General features: G+C 74.8%; 16 protein-coding genes and 1 pseudogene. 4 read left to right on the top strand and 13 right to left on the bottom strand.

The window, feature by feature from the left end; all coding sequences use genetic code 11:
- Positions 1-57: 57 nt before the first annotated feature.
- From thpD to ectA, 4 genes are all read right to left on the bottom strand, one after another.
- Positions 58-960, bottom strand: a complete 903-nt coding sequence (gene thpD, locus ACJ6WD_RS35305; RefSeq protein ID WP_016577185.1) for an ectoine hydroxylase — start codon at positions 958-960, stop codon at positions 58-60.
- A gap of 80 nt (positions 961-1,040) precedes the next feature.
- Positions 1,041-1,451, bottom strand: coding sequence for an ectoine synthase (locus tag ACJ6WD_RS35300; RefSeq protein ID WP_016577186.1), 411 nt, complete (start codon positions 1,449-1,451; stop codon positions 1,041-1,043).
- A 53-nt stretch (positions 1,452-1,504) separates the two neighbouring features.
- Positions 1,505-2,773, bottom strand: a complete 1,269-nt coding sequence (gene ectB / locus ACJ6WD_RS35295; protein WP_233658259.1) for a diaminobutyrate--2-oxoglutarate transaminase — start codon at positions 2,771-2,773, stop codon at positions 1,505-1,507.
- 67 nt (positions 2,774-2,840) lie between these two features.
- The gene (gene ectA / locus ACJ6WD_RS35290) at positions 2,841-3,407 is read right to left on the bottom strand and encodes a diaminobutyrate acetyltransferase (protein WP_233658261.1); all 567 of its coding nucleotides are present in this window, start codon (positions 3,405-3,407) and stop codon (positions 2,841-2,843) included.
- Positions 3,408-3,948: 541 nt separating this feature from the next.
- Between ectA and ACJ6WD_RS35285 the strand changes: the two genes are divergently transcribed.
- Entirely contained in the window at positions 3,949-5,040 is a 1,092-nt protein-coding gene (locus tag ACJ6WD_RS35285; RefSeq protein ID WP_331247177.1) for an amidohydrolase family protein, read from the top strand.
- 25 nt (positions 5,041-5,065) lie between these two features.
- On the opposite strand, the gene ACJ6WD_RS35280 is transcribed toward ACJ6WD_RS35285, so the two are convergent.
- Positions 5,066-5,467 carry an ArsR/SmtB family transcription factor gene (locus ACJ6WD_RS35280; protein WP_376446552.1) on the bottom strand — a complete coding sequence of 134 codons (402 nt, stop codon included), beginning with the start codon at positions 5,465-5,467 and terminating at the stop codon, positions 5,066-5,068.
- Between the two features lie 146 nt (positions 5,468-5,613).
- Between ACJ6WD_RS35280 and ACJ6WD_RS35275 the strand changes: the two genes are divergently transcribed.
- From ACJ6WD_RS35275 to ACJ6WD_RS35265, 3 genes are all read left to right on the top strand, one after another.
- The gene (locus ACJ6WD_RS35275; RefSeq protein ID WP_233658265.1) at positions 5,614-6,027 is read left to right on the top strand and encodes a hypothetical protein; all 414 of its coding nucleotides are present in this window, start codon (positions 5,614-5,616) and stop codon (positions 6,025-6,027) included.
- Between the two features lie 11 nt (positions 6,028-6,038).
- Positions 6,039-6,785, top strand: a complete 747-nt coding sequence (locus tag ACJ6WD_RS35270; protein WP_233658266.1) for an SDR family NAD(P)-dependent oxidoreductase — start codon at positions 6,039-6,041, stop codon at positions 6,783-6,785.
- A 273-nt stretch (positions 6,786-7,058) separates the two neighbouring features.
- Positions 7,059-8,030, top strand: coding sequence for an SCO1860 family LAETG-anchored protein (locus tag ACJ6WD_RS35265; protein WP_407617247.1), 972 nt, complete (start codon positions 7,059-7,061; stop codon positions 8,028-8,030).
- Positions 8,031-8,209: 179 nt separating this feature from the next.
- On the opposite strand, the gene cobC is transcribed toward ACJ6WD_RS35265, so the two are convergent.
- The 8 genes and pseudogenes from cobC to ACJ6WD_RS35225 all read right to left on the bottom strand — a co-directional run bounded on the left by cobC (position 8,210) and on the right by ACJ6WD_RS35225 (position 17,725).
- Positions 8,210-9,307 carry an Rv2231c family pyridoxal phosphate-dependent protein CobC gene (gene cobC / locus ACJ6WD_RS35260; protein WP_407617246.1) on the bottom strand — a complete coding sequence of 366 codons (1,098 nt, stop codon included), beginning with the start codon at positions 9,305-9,307 and terminating at the stop codon, positions 8,210-8,212.
- Complete coding sequence (locus tag ACJ6WD_RS35255; RefSeq protein WP_331247178.1) at positions 9,304-10,242, bottom strand: sirohydrochlorin chelatase; 939 nt, start codon at positions 10,240-10,242, stop codon at positions 9,304-9,306. Before ACJ6WD_RS35255 ends, cobC begins: the two co-directional genes overlap by 4 nt.
- A gap of 216 nt (positions 10,243-10,458) precedes the next feature.
- A pseudogene (locus ACJ6WD_RS35250) lies at positions 10,459-10,809 on the bottom strand (cobalamin biosynthesis protein); the annotation flags it as partial.
- A 163-nt stretch (positions 10,810-10,972) separates the two neighbouring features.
- Positions 10,973-12,367 (bottom strand): cobyrinate a,c-diamide synthase, encoded by a 1,395-nt coding sequence (locus tag ACJ6WD_RS35245; RefSeq protein WP_233658272.1) that lies wholly within the window; start codon positions 12,365-12,367, stop codon positions 10,973-10,975.
- 7 nt (positions 12,368-12,374) lie between these two features.
- Positions 12,375-12,974, bottom strand: coding sequence for a cob(I)yrinic acid a,c-diamide adenosyltransferase (gene cobO / locus ACJ6WD_RS35240; protein WP_016576448.1), 600 nt, complete (start codon positions 12,972-12,974; stop codon positions 12,375-12,377).
- Complete coding sequence (locus tag ACJ6WD_RS35235) at positions 12,974-15,142, bottom strand: putative cobaltochelatase (protein WP_233658274.1); 2,169 nt, start codon at positions 15,140-15,142, stop codon at positions 12,974-12,976. Before ACJ6WD_RS35235 ends, cobO begins: the two co-directional genes overlap by 1 nt.
- Positions 15,143-15,197: 55 nt before the next feature.
- Positions 15,198-16,739: a cobyric acid synthase gene (locus ACJ6WD_RS35230; protein ID WP_233658275.1), complete on the bottom strand. Its 1,542-nt coding sequence runs from the start codon at positions 16,737-16,739 to the stop codon at positions 15,198-15,200.
- Entirely contained in the window at positions 16,736-17,725 is a 990-nt protein-coding gene (locus ACJ6WD_RS35225; RefSeq protein ID WP_331247169.1) for a cobalamin biosynthesis protein, read from the bottom strand. The genes ACJ6WD_RS35230 and ACJ6WD_RS35225 overlap by 4 nt, the downstream gene beginning before the upstream one ends.
- Between the last annotated feature and the right edge of the window lie 79 nt (positions 17,726-17,804).

The following is a 17,804-nucleotide window of genomic DNA, read 5'->3' as shown; positions in this document are numbered from 1 at the left end:
CCCCCCCCCCCCCCCGTCCGGGCCGCCCGCCGCCGGGGCGGGCCGGCCGGCGGTTTCCTACTTGACCGGTGCGAACGGGGCCCGCGCCCCGATGTACTCCGGGCGCCTGACCGGCGCCGCGAACGGCTCCACGGCGGTGTTCTCCATGCTGTTGAAGACGATGAAGACGTTGCTGCGCGGGTAGGGCGTGATGTTGTCGCCGGAGCCGTGCATGGCGTTGCAGTCGAACCACGTCGCCGAGCCGGCCTTGCCGGTGAACAGCCGGATGCCGTGCCGGTCCGCCAGCGTCGTCAGCGTCCCGTCGGACGGCGTGCCCGCGTCCTGCATCTGCAGCGACTTCTTGTAGTTGTCCTTCGGGGTGGCGCCCTCGCACCCGACGAAGTGCCGGTGCGACCCCGGCATGATCATCAAGCCGCCGTTGGTGTCGTAGTTCTCGGTCAGCGCGATCGACACCGACACCGTGCGCATGTTCGGCAGGCCGTCCTCGGCGTGCCAGGTCTCGAAGTCCGAGTGCCAGTAGAAGCCGGAGGCACCGAACCCGGGCTTGACGTTGATCCGCGACTGGTGGACGTAGACGTCCGACCCGAGGATCTGGCGGGCCCGGCCCACCACGCGCGGATCGGAGACCAGCCGTGCGAACACGTCGCTGATCCGGTGCACTTCGAAGACCGAGCGGACGTCCTGCGACTGCGGCTCGACGATCGAGCGCGGGTCCGCGCGCGTCGCCGGGTCGTTCACCAGCCGGTCCAGCTCGGCGCGGTACACCGCGACCTCGCCCGCGGTGAGCAGCTCCGGCATGGCGAAGAAGCCGTCACGGTCGAAGTCGCTCAGCTCGGACGCGGCGAAGGGGCCCTCCGCGCCGGGCTGCGACCACACCACCGGGTCCTGCCGCGGGGTGATGACCTCTGAGGTCCCACGGGTCGGGTACAGGTCGGCGGTGCGCTCGGGTGCGGTGGTCATGGTGGTGCCTTCCTCTCCTCTCGTACGGAATCTCACTGCGTCACGGTGACGCCGGACGGTGGACGGTCCGGTGTCCGCGCTCAGCTCGCCTCGGGTTCGGGCTCGGTGAGCAGCGGGTAGACGCCGTTCTCGTCGTGGTCCTCACGACCGGTGACCGGCGGGTTGAAGACGCACAGGCAGCGGAAGTCCTCCTTGATCCGCATGGTGTGCTTCTCGTGGCCGTTGAGCAGGTACATCACGCCGGGCGTGATGAGGTGCTTCTCGCCGGTCTCGTCATTGGTCAGCTCGGCCACGCCCTCCGTGCAGACCACGGCCTCGATGTGGTTGGCGTACCACATCGACGTCTCGGTGCCGGCGTAGAGGACGGTCTCGTGGAGCGAGAAGCCGACCCGCTCCTTGGCGAGGACGATGCGCTTGCTCTCCCACGTGCCGGACTTGGCCTTGACGTGGCGGTCGGTGCCTTCGATGTCCTTGAACGAGCGGACGATCATGGTGCGTTGGATGCCTTTCTGTGGAACGGTGAGGCGTCGGACGACGGGTGCGGTCAGGCGCAGTCGCGCACCGCGCGGGCGAGGGTCCGCAGGCCCTCGTCCAGCTCCTCGGGGGTGGTCGTCAGTGCGGGCAGCAGTTTGACGACCTCGCTCTGCGGGCCGGAGGTCTCGATGAGGAGCCCCAGCTCGAAGGCGCGCTTGGCGATCTTGTTGGCGAGCTCCTTGTCGGTGCACTCCAGGCCCCAGACCAGACCGCGGCCGCGGTACTCGGCGAAGGCGCCCGGGTGCTCGGCGACGATGGCCTTCAGGTGCCCCTCGACGATCTCGCCGCGGCTCAGCGTCTGCTTCTCCATCTGGCCGTCGGCCCAGTACGTGTCCAGGGCGGCGGCCGCGGTGACGAAGGCCGGGTTGTTGCCGCGGAAGGTGCCGTTGTGCTCGCCGGGCTCCCAGATGTCCAGCTCCGGCTTGAACAGGGTCAGGGCCAGCGGGAGCCCGTAGCCGCTGATGGACTTGGAGACGGTGACGATGTCCGGCACGATGCCCGCCTCCTCGAAGGAGAAGAAGGCGCCGGTGCGGCCGCAGCCCATCTGGATGTCGTCGACGATCAGCAGCATGTCCTGGCGCTCGCAGAGGGCGGCCAGGGCGCGCAGCCAGTCGGCGCGGGCGACGTTGATGCCGCCCTCGCCCTGCACGGTCTCCACGATCACCGCGGCGGGCTTGTTCAGGCCCGAGCCCTGGTCCTCCAGCAGCCGCTCGAACCACAGGAAGTCCGGCGTCTGGCCGTCCAGGTAGTTGTCGAACGGCATCGGGGTGCCGTGCACCAGCGGGATGCCGGCGCCGGCCCGCTTCATGGAGTTGCCGGTGACCGCGAGCGCACCCAGCGACATGCCGTGGAAGGCGTTGGTGAAGGAGACGATCGACTCCCGCCCCTTGACCTTGCGGGCCAGTTTGAGCGCGGCCTCGACCGAGTTGGCGCCCGTCGGGCCCGGGAACATGACCTTGTACGGCAGGTCGCGCGGCCGCAGGATGATGTTCTGGAACGACTCCAGGAAGGCCCGTTTGGCCGTGGTGGACATGTCCAGCCCGTGGGTGATGCCGTCCCGCTCGATGTAGTCGATCAGGGCGCGTTTGAGGACCGGGTTGTTGTGTCCGTAGTTGAGCGAGCCGGCGCCGGCGAAGAAGTCCAGGTAGGTGTGGCCGTCCTCGTCGGTCAGGCGGCTGCCCTGCGCGCGGTCGAAGACGGTGGGCCAGCCACGGCAGTAGCTGCGCACCTCCGACTCGACGGTTTCGAAGACGCTCAGATCGGGCTGGGTGATGGTCACAGCATGCTCCTGGGAGATGAGTGCGGGAGGGAGAAGTCTGGGGGCGGCGCCGTGGGCGCGGCCCGGGTCAGCGGTTGCTGCCGGGCGGCGTCTCGAACGGGCCTATGAGGTGCAGGACTTCCGGCTCGTGGCCCTGTTCGGGGAAGAGCGCGGCGTCGAACAGCACCTCGCGCTTGACCGGCACTGAGTGCCGTGCGGCGAAGGAGGCGAACAGCCGGTTGGAGGCGTCGTTGTCGGGCGTGATGGTGGTCTCCACGCTGCGGACGCCCAGTTCGTCGATGGCGCGGGCGGTCAGCCCGTCCAGGAGTGCGGCGGCCAGGCCCCGTCCGCGGTGCGCCGCGTCGACGGCGATCTGCCAGACGACGAGGGTGTCCGGGCGGTCGGGACGCAGGTAGCCGGTGACGAACGCGGCTGGCTCGCCGGTCGCATCGCGGGCGACGGCGGAGGTGGCGGCGAAGTCGCGGCACCACAGGAGGTAGCTGTAGGAGGAGTTGAGGTCCAGCGCCTTCGAGTCGCGGGCGATGCGCCAGATCGCTGCCCCGTCCTCCACCCGGGGGGTGTCGAGCTTGAAGCCCTCCGGAAATTCCTTGATATCGCTTCGGGCACCGGCATGGTCTGCTTGTGCGGCGGTCATGCAATTGAATTTACCCAGCCGAAAACCAAATTGCATCGCGGGACCGGGTTACGTAGGAGGCGTTTGTGTGTTATCACGCGGGGGTGCGCGAGCGCGCGATCCGGTGGCAAGTTGTCACGATTCGTCACGGAAGTTCGGGACGAAACGGACACGTTGTGTAGTCGGTCACAGCTCAGTAACGCTCCCGTGAAGTGCCTGAATAATGAGACTCGACGCTAGCGAAATCTTGGCGTTTGAGGTTCGGGAAAGCGGGCATACGAATACGGGAAGCTGGCTTCTGGGGAATTGGGAATTCGTCGCCGGAAGGTATCGCGGACGATTCACCAAAACGGACACGAGAAGTCACCTGAGTTCCACCCCGAAGAGACCCCGAAGAGATGCGGGAAGCGTCGCGTCGTGTTACACGAAGCGGCGGGGCGCGCATACCGCGGATACCGCGGCGTGATGGTTGCGAAATCGCCCGCCGGGCGGGCGGTGGCGGGTGCCCGGCGCACCGTGGTCGCCCGCCGCGGCCCCCGCATACAGTGCCTGCATGACGTCCATGAGTGAAGGTGCGGCGCTGCACCTCAAGGGGAGGGTGCTCGTCGGGCCGGACGAGGTCCGCGACGAGCTGTGGGTCATCGACGGCCGGGTGGCGTTCGAGCGACCTTCGGTGGCACGGGATGTCACGACGGTGTCGGGGTGGGTGCTCCCCGGGCTGGTCGACGCCCACTGCCACGTCGGGCTCGACGCGCACGGACCGGTGGACGCGGCCACCAGCGAGAAGCAGGCGCTCACCGACCGTGACGCCGGCACCCTCCTGATCCGGGACGCCGGCTCGCCCTCGGACACCCGCTGGATCGACGACCGCCCCGACCTGCCGCGGATCATCCGCGCCGGCCGGCACATCGCCCGCACCCGGCGCTACATCCGCAACTACGCGCACGAGATCGAGCCGGCGGACCTGGTCGCCTACGTGGCCCAGGAGGCCCGGCGCGGCGACGGCTGGGTCAAGCTCGTCGGCGACTGGATCGACCGTTCGGTGGGCGATCTGGCCGCCTGCTGGCCGCCCGGCGAGGTGGCCGCGGCCATCGCCGAGGCGCACCGGCTCGGCGCCCGGGTCACCGCGCACTGCTTCGCCGAGGAGTCCCTCGCCCCGCTGGTCGAGGCCGGGATCGACTGCATCGAGCACGCCACCGGGCTGACCGAGGACACTATCCCGCTCTTCGCCGAGCGGCAGGTCGCCATCGTCCCCACCCTGGTCAACATCGCGACCTTCCCGCAGCTCGCCGACGGTGGCGAGGCGAAGTTCCCGCGCTGGTCCGCGCACATGCGCCGGCTGCACGAGCGGCGCTACGACACGGTGCGGGCCGCCTACGACGCCGGGGTGCCGATCTTCGCCGGCACCGACGCCGGCGGTTCGCTGCCGCACGGCCTGGTCGCCGACGAGGTGGCCGAGCTGATGAAGGCCGGGCTGCCCGTCGAGGCCGCCCTCTCGGCGACGACCTGGGGCGCCCGCACCTGGCTGGGCCGCCCCGGCCTGACCGAAGGCGCCCCGGCCGACCTGGTCGTCTTCGAGACCGATCCGCGGGCCGACGTCCGGGTGCTGGCGGCGCCCCGCCTGGTGGTGCTGCGCGGCCGGATCGTCGGCTGAGCCGCCGCGGGCCGCGCCGGGCGGCTCACGCGCCGGGCGCCGCGGGCTCCGCCGGGGAGTCCCGCTCCGCCGCGTCGGCCCGCAGCAGCGCGTCCACCAGGCCGGGGAAGCGGGTTTCGAGGTCGGTGCGGCGCAGCGAGATGTACCGCTCGCGGCCGGCGCGGCGGGTGTGCGTCCAGCCCGCCGTCCGCAGGATCCGGAAGTGGTAGCTGCCGGTGGCCCGGGTCACCGGCAGTTCGATGTCCCCGCAGCCCGCCTCGCCCTGGGTGGCGAGCCGGCGCACGATCCGTCGCCGCAGCGGGTCGCTGAACGCCTGGAGCAGGTCCCCGAGCTGGATGCGCGCGGTCTCGGGCTGGTCGGGGTCGGCTGGCGCGGAGGTGGCGCTGGGGTCCGTGCCGGGGGTGCCGCCCGGGTCCGTACGAGGCATTGTTCGAGAACTCTCTAAACGAGTGATACGGTCGGTGATCGTCAATGTGTTGACGATCCTCTAATTATTCACCGACGGCGACGGCACCCGACACCACCCACGGCCGGGCCCGCCCGTCGGCACCGACGCTCCCGCGAGGCTCCGCGATGACCACCGCCGACCCGGCACCCCCCTCCGCCCCCGCAGCCGCCCCCACCGGGGACCCGTCCTCCGCGGGCCCGCTGCGCACGCTGTTCTGCATCGGCGTGACCCAGGACTTCTTCGCCGCCGACGACGACCGGCGCGCCGCCGTGGCCGCCGCGATCCCGCCGGCCTTCGACCGGCTCGGCGCGCGCTTCGGCGTCACCGTGCTCGGCACCCTGGACGACGACCAGCTGATGGTCGGCGCCACCACCGCCTGGCCGTGGACCTCCTACGTCCTCGCCGACGTCCCCGACCTGGACACCGTCGCCGCGGTGTGCGGCATCGTCCGCGACACCCCGGTCGGCGACGGGCGGCTCTGGCGCTACCTGCGCATCGAGGCCCGCGTCGGCCGCCCGCTCTTCTTCGCCACGGCCTGAGGGGGACCACCGTGCTCGACACCGGACTCGACGGCCGGACCGTCCTGATCACCGGCAGCGCCCAGGGGCTCGGCGCCGCCCTCGTCCGCGCCTGCCACGCCGAGGGCGCCCACGTGGCCGCGCTGGACGTCGACGAGGAGGCCAACCGCGCCCTCGCCGAGCGGCTCGACCCCGCCGGGGAGCGGATCCGGCCGGTCCGCGCCGACCTGCGCGACGTGGACGCCCTCGCCGCCGCCTACGACGACGTCCGGGCCTGGCGCCCGGTCGACGTGCTGATCAACAACGCCGCCCGGCCGCTCGCCCGGACGCTGTGGGAGATCACCCCCGAGGAGTGGGACGAGGTCTTCGCGGTCAACCTCCGCGCGGTCTTCCTGCTGACCCGCGCGGTCGGCGCCGACATGCGCGAGCGCGGCTTCGGGCGGATCGTCAACATGGCCTCCGTCGCCGGCCAGACGCCCCGCCCCACCGGCGCCGCGTACGGCACCAGCAAGGCCGGGCTGATCGCCCTCACCCGGGTCTTCGCGGCGGAACTCGCCCCGTACGGCGTCACGGTGAACGCGGTCGCCCCGGCCATGATCGACACCCCGATGGTCCGCTCGATCGCCCCGGAGGCGCTCGCCGAACTCACCGCCCAGGTGCCGATGGGACGGATCGCCACCCCCGAGGAGGTCGCCCGGGTCGCCGTCTTCCTCGCCTCCCAGGAGACGTTCGTCACCGGCGCCACCTACGACGTCAACGGCGGCGCCCTGATGCGCTGATCGCGCTGATCGCGCTGGCCGTGCGGCGTGCCGTCAGCCGTACCGGACCGTTCCGGCCTGGTACGGCTGTGGCGTGGGGTGCTCGCCGAGACGGACGAGCCGGAAGCAATCGAATAAAGGCACGGAAACCACCCTTTGGGGTGAACTGACCTCGCGTGGCTGCCCGTTCACCCTCAGTGCGTACACGATGTGCGGGTCGAGGCCGTCGGCCCGCGTGATGTCCCCCATTGGCGCGGTCGGCGGCTCCATCTCTCCTGTGGGGGTTCCACACACGTGTCCACCAGTTCCGCCGGCGCCACCGGCACCAGAGGCCGGCTCGGCGCCGCCCTCGCCGCCGCCGTCCTGACCGCCGGTCCCGCCGTCGTCCTCGCCGCCGCACCCGCCGCGCACGCCAACGGCAACGACGGCCGCGGCCACGGCACTTCGGGGGCGGTGGTGCTGCGCACCACCCTCGACGTCGGCCTGCTCGACAAGACCCTGAACGTCCCCGTCCGGGCCGTCCTCAACGAGGTCCACGCCCCGGCCTCGGCCGACAAGACCGCGCTCACCGTCCGCCTGGACGGCATCGACGGCGGGCGGCCGGTCAGCCTGCTGCGCGCCGACGTCGCCACCGCCCGCGCCACCGCCGACGGGCGGACCACCGAGGGCTACGCCAACCTCGTGGGAGCCACGGTCCAACTGCCCGGCCTCGCGTCGGTGCCGCTGGCCCGGGTCCACCAGGTCACCGCCCGCGCGCTCTGCCAGGCCGGGCAACGGCCGCGGGCCGAGGCCCAGGTGCTCGGCGACGTCGAGGTGCTGGGCAAGCGGGTCGGGCTCCGCGCCGGCGGGACCACCGACGTCAAGGTCCCGGGGGTCGGCGACGTCCGGCTCGACCTCTCGCAGAAGAGCACCACCTCGGCGGGTGCCGCCGCCACCGCCCTCCGCCTGCGGGTCTCCGTCAACCCGCTGAAGCTCAACGTGGCGGAGGTGCACGGCGAGGTCACCCTGGCCCAGGCCACCTGCACCACTCCGCCCGGCACCCCGCCCGCCGGCCACCCCGGCACCGGCAGCCACCCCGGCACCGGCACGCAGGTGAACTCCGGCAGCGGCGGCGTCCACCCGGCCACCGAGCAGCACCTCGCGGAGACCGGCGGCAGCTCCGCCACCCCGTACCTCGCCGGTGGCGCGGCCCTGTTGGTCGCCGGCGGCGCCGGGGCCCTGATCCACGCCCGCCGCCGCAACGCCGCGTCGCACGCCCGCGGCTGACGAAACCTCCCCTTGCCCGAACGGCAGGGGAGCGTGCCCGCCACCCGGCGCCGTGGGGACGTCGCAGGCGGGTGCGGACGGTGCGTCGCGCGGGCCCGCGCGACGCACCCGCCCCCGCCGGGCCGGTGCACCGGCCCGGCGGGGGAGCGTCGCGGTACGGGGCGGCGCCAGGCCCTCCGCTACCGCGGCGCGTCGCCGAGCACGTCCGCCAGGGCGGCCGCGAAGCGGTCGGTGGTCGCCCGGTCCCGGACGGCCAGCCGCAGCCACTGCGGGCCCAGGCCCGGGAAGGTGTCGCCGCGGCGCACCGCGAAGCCGCGGGCGCGCAGCCCGGCCCGGACCGCCGCCGCCCCGGGCAACCGCACCAGCACGAACGGCCCCGCCGCCGGACCGGCCACCGTCACCTCGGGGAACGCGCCCAGCCGGGCCAGCAGATGGGCCCGGTCCGCGGCGATCCCCTCGGCCGCCGCGGCCGCCTCCGCCAGCGCCGCCGGCGCACAGCACGCCTCGGCGGCGGCCAACGCCGGCGAGGAGACCGGCCACAGCGGCTGCGCCCGCTCCAGCTCCGCCACCGTCCCCTCGTCCGCCAGCACGTAGCCGATCCGCAGCCCCGCCAGCCCCCAGGTCTTGGTCAGGCTGCGCAGCACCACCAGCCCCGGCAGCACACCGACCCGCCCGGCCAGCGACTCCCGCTCCCCGGGCACCGCGTCCATGAACGCCTCGTCCACCACCAGGGTCCGACCCGGCCGGGCCAACGACGCCACCGCGTCCGCGGGGTGCAGTACCGAGGTCGGGTTGGTGGGGTTGCCCACCACCACCAGGTCCGCGTCGTCCGGCACCGCCGCCGGATCCAGCCGGAAGCCGTCCCGTTCCGCCAGCAGCACCCGCCCGACCGCGTACCCGGCGTCCCGCAGCGCCGCCTCCGGCTCGGTGAACTGCGGATGCACCACCACCGGCCGCCGCGCCCGGACCGCCCGCGCCAGCAGCACGAACGCCTCCGCGGCACCGGCAGTCAACAGCACCCGACGCTCCGTGAGACCGTGCCGGACGGCGACCGCCCGACGGGCCGCCCGGCCGTCCGGATACGCCGCCAGCCCGTCCAGCGACGCGGCGATCTCGGCCTTCAGCCAGGCCGGGGGAGTGCCCGCCCGGACGTTGACCGCCAGATCCGTCAGATCCGTCAGATCGGCGCCGCGCACCTCCGCATCGCCGTGGTGCCGCAGGTCGACCACTTCCGTGCCGGGCCCGGTGCGGGGCGTGGACAGCGCCGGTCCGGTCATGCCGGGCCCCCGGCGGACGTGGCGCTCAGGGCGGTTCCGGGCAGCGCGTCGCCGGCCGGCCGGGCGTCCTCCGTGGCCCGGCCGGCGAACGCCGACCCGTCCGCCACCGCCGCCCGGTAGCGGGCCACGACCACCTCGGCCAACTCCGCCGCCGCCCCGATCGGTTCGGCACCCAGCACCTCGGCGCCCGGGTGCGCCGCCGCCCAGCCCTCGGTCTGCATCCGCAGCCGCTCCAGCAGGTCACCGGCGAAGAAGAAGTACGGCAGCACCACGATCCGGTGTCCCTGCTCCTGCCCCTGTTCCTGTTCCTGCCCCTGCCTCTGCCGCTGTCCCTGCTGCGGCGCCGCAGCGGCCAGCACCCGGCACCGGTCCAGTCCGGCCGGCACGTCCGGCGCCGCCAGCGTCACGAACGCGGTCTCCACGCCCGCGAAGCCCCGTCCCTCCCACAACAGCCGGGCGGCCCGGACCACTTCGGCGTTGGCGTGCGGATCGGCCGCGCCCCGCCCCACCAGCAGCACCGTGGTGCGGTCCCGGTCCTCGGGCCGCCGCGCACCGCCGCCCAGCGCCTCGTCCAGCCGTCGCTCCAGGGCCGCCAGCAGCCGCGGATCCGGGCCCAGTTCGGGCTCGCAGACCGCGCGGACGCCGGGGTGCGCCGCGACCGCCCGCGCCACCGCCTCCGGCAGCGTCTCCCGTAGGGGCCCGGTGGGCGCCATCAGCAGCGGCACCACGACCAGCCGGGTCGCGCCCTGCGCGACCAACGCGTCGACCGCGCCGGACAGCGGCAGCGGGGACGCCGGGGCGCCGAAGAAGCCACCGGCGACCGGCACCTCGGGATGCTGCTCGCCGAGCACCCGCACCAGCGTGCGCAGGGCGTCGGCCGCCCCTTCGTGACGGGTGCCGTGACCGGCGATGAGCAGTGCGGGACGGATGGTCACAACGTCTCCTTGGTGCCGGGAAGTTCCTGTTCGCGGTGGCCGCCGCGGACCTCCGCCGCCCGCCGGTCCGGTGCAGCCGGGTGCGTGCACCGACGGGACGGGGGAGGGGACGACGATAGCGGCAGCGCCTGGGGACACCTCCGCCGCGCCCGCCGTACCACGGGTAATGGCCCAAGTGTCCCAAGTGTCCTGGGCGGTGGGGGCAGCCAGTGCACAGGTCGCCGTGCCCGGTCGGCCGGCCGGCGCCGACACCCGCTTGCCGAGCACCAGACGGGCACCCGGCCCCGCGGCCACCAGCGCGGCCGCCTCCGCGACGCTCGGGGTGCCCACCGCGTCCCGGGCCGCCGCCGACGGCGCCGGCACCCGCACCACCGCCAACTCCGCCGCCGGGAACGCCCGCAGGGGAACACCCAGCCGCCGCGCGGCGTCCCGCACCCCGGGCTCGGCCGCCTTGGCGTCGACGGTGGCCAGCGCCACCAGCGCGCCCGGCGCCCGGCCGACCGCCGCCAGCGCGGCACCGACCAGCGCCACCACATCCTCCGCGCGCACTCCTCGACGGGCCCCCACGCCGGCGACCACGCGCCCGTCCGGCCGCTGCGGCGCGCCGGCCGGGCGTACGCCGCTCACGGGGCGACGGCTCCCCGCCCGGACGGCACCGGGCCGCGATCCGGGGAGACCGCCGCGGTGCTCGCCGCCACGGCGCGCGCACCGGCGGCGCCGAGCCCGACGGTCACCGTGCGCCGCCCTCGGCCGGCACCGCGCCGCGCGCCGCCCCGGCCACCAGCCGCCCGGCCAGCGCCGGTTCCGCCGCCCAGTGCACGTGCAGGTACGAGGCGTGCACCCCGCCCGCGACGAAGCCCTCCACCGCGCGCCGGGGATGCGTGACCCCCCACGCCGGGGACGCCCCCGCGCCCGGCTCCAGCACCGTCCGGTGGAACTCGTGACCCCGCACCCGGGTCCCGGCCGCGGCCAGCGCGTTGTCGCTCAGCGCCACCGCCTCCCGGTAGCCGAGCGTGAGCCGCTCCGTCATCCGGCCGTCGGCCGGCAACACCCCGCACATCGGCTTCCCGTCGAGCGACCGGGCGAGGTAGAGCAACCCGGCGCACTCCGCGGAGACCGGCGCCCCGGACGCGGCCAGCTCCGCCACCGCCGCCCGCAGCGGCGCGTTCGCCGACAGCTCCGGCGCGTACACCTCCGGGAAGCCGCCGCCTATGACCAGCCCCCGGGTGCCGTCCGGCAGCCGCTCGTCCCGCAGCGGATCGAACGGCACCACCTCGGCGCCGGCCGCGGTCAGCAGCTCGACGTGTTCGGCGTACGAGAAGGTGAACGCCGGCCCGCCGGCCACCGCCACCACCGGACGCCCGGCCCCCGCGGCGGGCGCCGGCACCGCCGCGCCCGGATCCCACGGCAGGTCCGGCAGCTCCGGCACGTTGCGCGCCAACGCCAGCAGCGCCTGGAGGTCGCAGCCCTCGCGCACCCGCGCGGCCAGCGCCCGCACCGACTCCAGGGCCTCCGCCCGGCGTTCGGCGACCGGCACCAGCCCCAGGTGCCGGGACGGCGTCCGGGCCTGCTCGGTCCGGTGCAGCGCCCCGAGCACCGGCACCCCCGAGGAGTCCATGGCGTCCCGCAGCAGTTCCTCGTGCCGCGGCGAACCGACCTTGTTGAGGATCACCCCGGCCAGCCGCACCTCCGGGTCCCACGACGCGAAGCCGTGCACCAGCGCCGCCACCGACCGGGACTGCGACGAGGCGTCCACCACCAGCACCACCGGCGCCCGCAGCACCTTCGCCACCTGCGCGGTCGACGCCAGTTCGCCCCTTCCGGACGCCCCGTCGAACAGCCCCATCACGCCCTCGACCACCGCCAGGTCCGCGCCCGCCGCCCCGTGCAGGAACAGCGGGGCGATCTGCTCCGGACCGCACAGGAAGGCATCCAGATTGCGACCGGGGCGGCCGGTGGCCAACGCGTGGTAGCCGGGATCGATGTAGTCGGGCCCCACCTTGTGCGGCGACACCGCGAGACCGGCCTCGGCGAAGGCCGCCATCAGACCCGTCGCCACCGTCGTCTTGCCGGCGCCCGACGACGGCGCGGCGATCACCAGCCGGGGAACGGCGCCGCCGCTCATGACCTGCTCACCATTCGATGCCCCGCTGGCCCTTCTGCCCCGCGTCCATCGGGTGCTTGACCTTCGTCATGTCCGTCACCAGGTCCGCGAAGTCCCGCAGCGCTTCCGGCGCGTCCCGCCCGGTGATGACGACGTGCTGCGTGCCGGGACGGTCCCGCAGCACCGCCACCACCTCCTCGACGTCCACCCACCCCCACTTGAGCGGGTAGGCGAACTCGTCGAGCACCAGCAGCTTGTAGGTCTCCGCGGCCAGGTCCCGCTTGACCTGCTCCCAACCCTCCCGGGCCGCCTCCTCGTTGCTGAACTGGGAGTCGCGCTGCACCCAGGACCAGCCCTCGCCCATCTTGTGCCAGGCGACGGTGCCGCCCTCCCCGGTGGCGCCCAGCACCTTCAGCGCCCGCTCCTCACCGACCTTCCACTTCGCCGACTTCACGAACTGGAACACCCCGACCGGCCAGCCCTGGTTCCAGGCGCGCAGCGCCAGTCCGAAGGCGGCGGTCGACTTGCCCTTGCCCTGGCCCGTGTGGACCAGGACCAGCGGGCGGTTGCGGCGCTGGCGGGTGGTGAGCCCGTCTTCCGGTACGACGGACGGCTGTCCCTGCGGCATTACGCGGCCTTCCTGTTGTGACGATCCCGATCCCCGCCCCGGCCGGCACCCTTGCCGGCCGCGGGCCTGCCCTGCACGGTCCTGACGAGCGCGGAGACGCGGTCCGCGCGCAGCTCGTCGAGGGTGACGGCGGGGCCGCCCAACTCCCGGGCCAGCTCCCCGGCCAGCCCCAGGCGCACCGGGCCCGCCTCGCAGTCCACCACCACCGACGCGGTGCCCCCGGCGGCCAGCAACCCCGCCGCCCGGTGCGCCCGGGCCAGCGGCTCCGGCCCGCCGGTGGCCCGGCCGTCGGTGACCACCACCACGAGCGGCCGCCGGGACGGGTCCCGCAGCCGCTCCACCCGCAGCACCTCGTGGGCCCGCAGCAGCCCCTCCGACAGCGGCGTCCGGCCGCCGGTCGGCAGCTGCGCCAGCCGCGCCGCGCCGGCCTCGACCGACGACGTCGGCGGCAGCGCCACCTCGGCGCCGGAACCCCGGAAGGTGACCATCCCGATCTTGTCCCGCCGCTGGTACGCGTCGAGCAGCAGCGACAGCACGGCCCCCTTGACGGCCCCCATCCGCTTCCGCGCCGCCATCGACCCGGACGCGTCCACCACGAACAGCACGAGGTTGCCCTCGCGCCCCTCGCGCACCGCCTCCCGCAGGTCGTCCCGGCGCACCACCAGCCCCGGGCCGCGCCGCCCGCGGGCCCACTGGTGCGGCGCCGCGGCCTGCACGGTCGCCGCCAGGTGCAGCTTGCCCAGGGCCCCTCGGGGCCGGCGCGCCCCGGTCGTCCGGCCGTGCGCGGTCCGCGCCCGGGACCGCCGGCCGTCCGCGCCCTCGCCCAGCCCCGGCACGTCCAGCCGCCGGGTCCGGAACGGCTCGGTGGCGCCCACCGCGGCCTGCTCCGGCGCCGGCCCGGACGCCGCGGGCTCGCCCGCCGGCTCCGGCCCGGACTCCTCGGACCGCGCCGGGCGCTCCGGCTCCTGCTGGCGGGGGAGCTCCGGGCCGGGCGCGTCGCCGGGCTGCTCCCGGGGCCCGCCGTCCTGCGGCGGCAACCCGCCGGGCCCGCCGCCGGGGCCACCGTCCGGTCCGTCCGGTCCGTCCGGTCCGTCGTCCGGACCCTCCGGCTCCGGATCGTCCTCGCCCTCCGGGTCCTGCCCGCCGGACTCCTCCAGCACCTGGTCGAGCTTGTCCTCGTCGAGCCCGGGCGCGTCGAACGGGGCCCGCCGGCGCCGGTGCGGCAGCGCGAGCAGCGCCGCCTGGCGGACGTCCTCCGGGAGCACCTCGGTCCGCTCGTCCCAGGCCGCCAGCGCGGTCGCCGTGCGGGCCATCACGATGTCCGCCCGCATCCCGTCCACCTCGAACGCCGCGCAGGTCGCCGCGATCTGCCGCAGCGGCCCGTCGCCGAGCCGCACCTGCGGCAGCAACTCCCGCGCCAGCGCGATCCGGTCCCGCAGCCGACGCTCCTCGTCCGCCCAGCGCGCCGCGAAGCCGGCCGGGTCGTCGTCGTAGGCCAGCCGGCGCCGCACCACCTCGACCCGCTGCTCCGGTTCCCGGGACGCCGCGACCTCCACGGTCAGCCCGAACCGGTCCAGCAACTGCGGCCGCAGCTCGCCCTCTTCGGGGTTCATCGTCCCGACGAGCAGGAACCGCGCGGCGTGCCGCACGGAGACGCCCTCCCGCTCCACGTAGGAGGCGCCCATGGCGGCGGCGTCCAGCAACAAGTCGACCAGGTGGTCGTGGAGGAGATTGACCTCGTCCACGTAGAGGACGCCCCGGTGCGCATCGGCCAGCAGGCCCGGCTCGAACGCCTTCACGCCCTCGGACAGGGCCCGTTCGATGTCCAGCGCGCCGACCAGCCGGTCCTCGGACGCGCCCACCGGCAGCTCGACCATCCGCGTCGGCCGGTGCTCGGCGTCGGCCGCGCCGTGCGGACCGTCCGGGCAGGCGGGGTCGGGCGCTGCCGGCGCGCAAGCGAACCGGCAGCCGGCGACCACGTCCACGACCGGCATCAGCTCCGCCAGTCCGCGCACCATCGTCGACTTCGCGGTGCCCTTCTCGCCCCGGACGAGCACCCCGCCGATCGCCGGCGAGATCGCGTTCAGCAGGAGTCCCAGGCGCATGTCGGCCATGCCGACGACCGCCGTGAACGGGTACTGCCGGGTCGTGTTCTCGGTCGTTGTCATGCCCTGTTGTCCTCCACGTCGCCGGCCGGCTCCTGTCGTGTCCCCTGCATCGTGCTCACGGCGCCCCCGGAGGGACGAACGGCACCCCCTCCGGCACCCCCTCCTCGATCAGCCGCAGCAGCGCCTTGGTGTCCGCGTGCTCCTCGATCAGATCGCCCAACCGGTCCAACTGCTCCTCGCGCAGCGCCCCGAAGCAGGTGTCCGGTGCGGGTACGAACCGGCGCCCGGCCGCCCGGGCCACCTCCCGCAGGAACGCCCGCCTGAAGCCGTCGCTCTCCAGGGAGCCGTGCCAGTGCGTGCCCCACACGGACCCCACCCGGCACCCGTCCAAGAACTCCTCGTCGCCCCCGGCCACTTCGGCGACCCCGTGGTGGATCTCGTACCCCTCCACCGGCTCGCCCAGCGCCCGACCGACGGGCCGGGCGAGGGTCTTCTCCACCGCGAAGCGGACCCGGACCGGCAGCAGTCCCAGCCCGTCGACCGCACCCGCGCGCGACTCGACGTCGTCCTCGATGTGCTCGCCGAGCATCTGGTAGCCGCCGCAGATGCCCAGCACCGGGCGGCCCTCGGCGGCCCTGCGGACCACCGCGTCGGCCAGTCCGCGCTCGCGCAGCCAGGCCAGCGCGCGGACCGTGCCGCGGGTCCCGGGCAGCACCACCAGGTCCGCGTCGACGAGTTCCTCCGGCCGGTCCACGAACCGCACCACCACGCCCGGTTCGGCGGCCAGCGCGTCCACGTCGGTGAAGTTGGACATCAGCGGCACCGCGCACACCGCGACCCGCAGCACGTCCTCGCCGGCCGGCGGCGCCACCACCGACTCGCGGACCGTGCCGCGCAGCGACACCCTCAGGCCGTCCTCCTCGTCGATGCCGAGCCCGTGCGCGTACGGCAGGACGCCGTAGGTCTGCCGTCCGGTGATCCGGCGCAGCATCTCAAGGCCCGGCTCCAGCAGCGTCACGTCGCCGCGGAACTTGTTGACGAGGTAGCCGGCGACCAGCGACTGGTCCTGCGCGGACAGCAGCGCGGTGGTCCCGAAGAACGAGGCGAAGACGCCGCCGCGGTCGATGTCGCCGACCACCACGACGGGGATCCGTGCCGCCCGGGCGAGGCCCATGTTGACGATGTCGGTCCGCCGCAGGTTGATCTCGGCCGGGCTGCCGGCGCCCTCGCAGACGACCGCGTCGTGGGTGCGTCGCAGCTCCGCCAGGCAGTCGGTCACGGTGCCGAGCAACTGCTCCTGCCGGCCTGCGTGGTAGCCACGGGCACTCAGCTCGCCCACCGGCTTCCCCAGCAGCACCACCTGGCTGCTGCGGTCGCTGCCCGGCTTGAGCAGCACCGGGTTCATCAGCGCGGTCGGCTCGACCCGGGCCGCGGCCGCCTGCATCGCCTGGGCCCGGCCGATCTCCGCGCCCTCGCGGGTCACGAACGAGTTCAGCGACATGTTCTGCGCCTTGAACGGCGCCACCGAGACACCCTGTCGCGCCAACCAGCGGCAGATGCCGGCGGTCACCACGCTCTTGCCGGCGTCGGACGTCGTCCCGGCCACCAACAGTCCGCCGCCCACGGCCCCGTCGGCCGTCTTCCTCCGCCCGTTCACCGGGTCACCCTCCCGCTCACGTCCGCCGCCACGCCCTTCCTCCCGCGTCGTACCGCGCCGACCGCCAGCCGGCCCGCCACCGTGACGCCCAGCGCCAACAGGCCGACCCGCCGGGACAGTCGGGCCGCTCGCTCGATGTCGGGCACCGCGGGGGGCCGTCCACCACCGTTGAGCACCGGCCGGTGCTCCACCCGCCCGCCGTACGCGAGGGTGCCGCCCAGCCGGACGCCCAACGCGCCGGCGAACGACGCCTCCACGGGGCCGGCGTTGGGGCTCGGGTGCGCGCCGCCGTCGGCCCGCCAGGCCCGCAGCGCACCGCGCCGGTCGGGGCCCGCCAGCACGGTCAGCGCGGCGGTCAGTCGGGAGCCGGGCCAGCCGGCGACGTCGTCGAGGCGGGCCGCCGCCCAGCCGAACCGCCGGTAGCGCGGCGACTTGTGCCCCACCATCGCGTCCAGGGTGTTCACCGCCCGGAACGCCACCAGGCCGGGCACGCCCGCGACCGCACCCCACACCAGGGCGCCGACCACCGCGTCGGAGGTGTTCTCGGCGACCGACTCCACCACCGCGCGGGCCATCTGCGGCCCGTCCAGCGCCTGCGGATCGCGCCCGCACAGGTGCGGCAACCGCTCCCGTGCCACGTCGAGGTCCCCGACGGCCAGCGCGCCGCCCACGGCCCGCGCCTCCCGGCCGAGCGAGGTACCGCCCAGCACCGCCCACGCGGCCGCCGCGGTCAGCGCGGTCCGGGCGCCGGGACGCTCCCGCAGGGCGCGCTGGAGCAGCGCGGCGCCGGCGGCCGCGCCGCCCGCGCACAACAGGGTGTGGGCCGTTCCGTGGCCGCGGTGGTCGCGCCACAGCCGGCGTTCGAGGGCGCCGGCGGCCCGGCCGAAGGCGGCCACCGGATGACCGCGCCGCGGGTCCGCGAGGATCAGGTCACCGAGGAAGCCGAGGGCCGCGCCGCACGCGTACCCCGCGTGTTCGCCGCGCATCGGATCAGGCCGCCGTCCGGCCTCGAAGGGGCCCTGGGACAGCGGGCAGTGGAGCTCTCGACGGGCAGCCGGGCATGGC

The organism is Streptomyces sp. VTCC 41912 (assembly GCF_045799175.1).
Classification (GTDB): Bacteria; Actinomycetota; Actinomycetes; order Streptomycetales; family Streptomycetaceae; genus Streptomyces; species Streptomyces albulus_C.
The sequence above is the reverse complement of the archived record's forward strand: the minus strand, read 5'-3'. Positions and strand labels throughout refer to the sequence as shown.

Coding starts and splice junctions, on each gene's coding strand:
- thpD (WP_016577185.1), bottom strand. CDS start 960: ATGACCACCGCACCCGAGCGCACCGCCGACCTGTACCCGACCCGTGGG.
- ACJ6WD_RS35300 (WP_016577186.1), bottom strand. CDS start 1,451: ATGATCGTCCGCTCGTTCAAGGACATCGAAGGCACCGACCGCCACGTC.
- ectA (WP_233658261.1), bottom strand. CDS start 3,407: ATGACCGCCGCACAAGCAGACCATGCCGGTGCCCGAAGCGATATCAAG.
- ACJ6WD_RS35285 (WP_331247177.1), top strand. CDS start 3,949: ATGAGTGAAGGTGCGGCGCTGCACCTCAAGGGGAGGGTGCTCGTCGGG.
- ACJ6WD_RS35280 (WP_376446552.1), bottom strand. CDS start 5,467: ATGCCTCGTACGGACCCGGGCGGCACCCCCGGCACGGACCCCAGCGCC.
- ACJ6WD_RS35275 (WP_233658265.1), top strand. CDS start 5,614: ATGACCACCGCCGACCCGGCACCCCCCTCCGCCCCCGCAGCCGCCCCC.
- cobC (WP_407617246.1), bottom strand. CDS start 9,307: ATGACCGGACCGGCGCTGTCCACGCCCCGCACCGGGCCCGGCACGGAA.
- ACJ6WD_RS35245 (WP_233658272.1), bottom strand. CDS start 12,367: ATGAGCGGCGGCGCCGTTCCCCGGCTGGTGATCGCCGCGCCGTCGTCG.
- cobO (WP_016576448.1), bottom strand. CDS start 12,974: ATGCCGCAGGGACAGCCGTCCGTCGTACCGGAAGACGGGCTCACCACC.
- ACJ6WD_RS35235 (WP_233658274.1), bottom strand. CDS start 15,142: ATGACAACGACCGAGAACACGACCCGGCAGTACCCGTTCACGGCGGTC.
- ACJ6WD_RS35225 (WP_331247169.1), bottom strand. CDS start 17,725: ATGCGCGGCGAACACGCGGGGTACGCGTGCGGCGCGGCCCTCGGCTTC.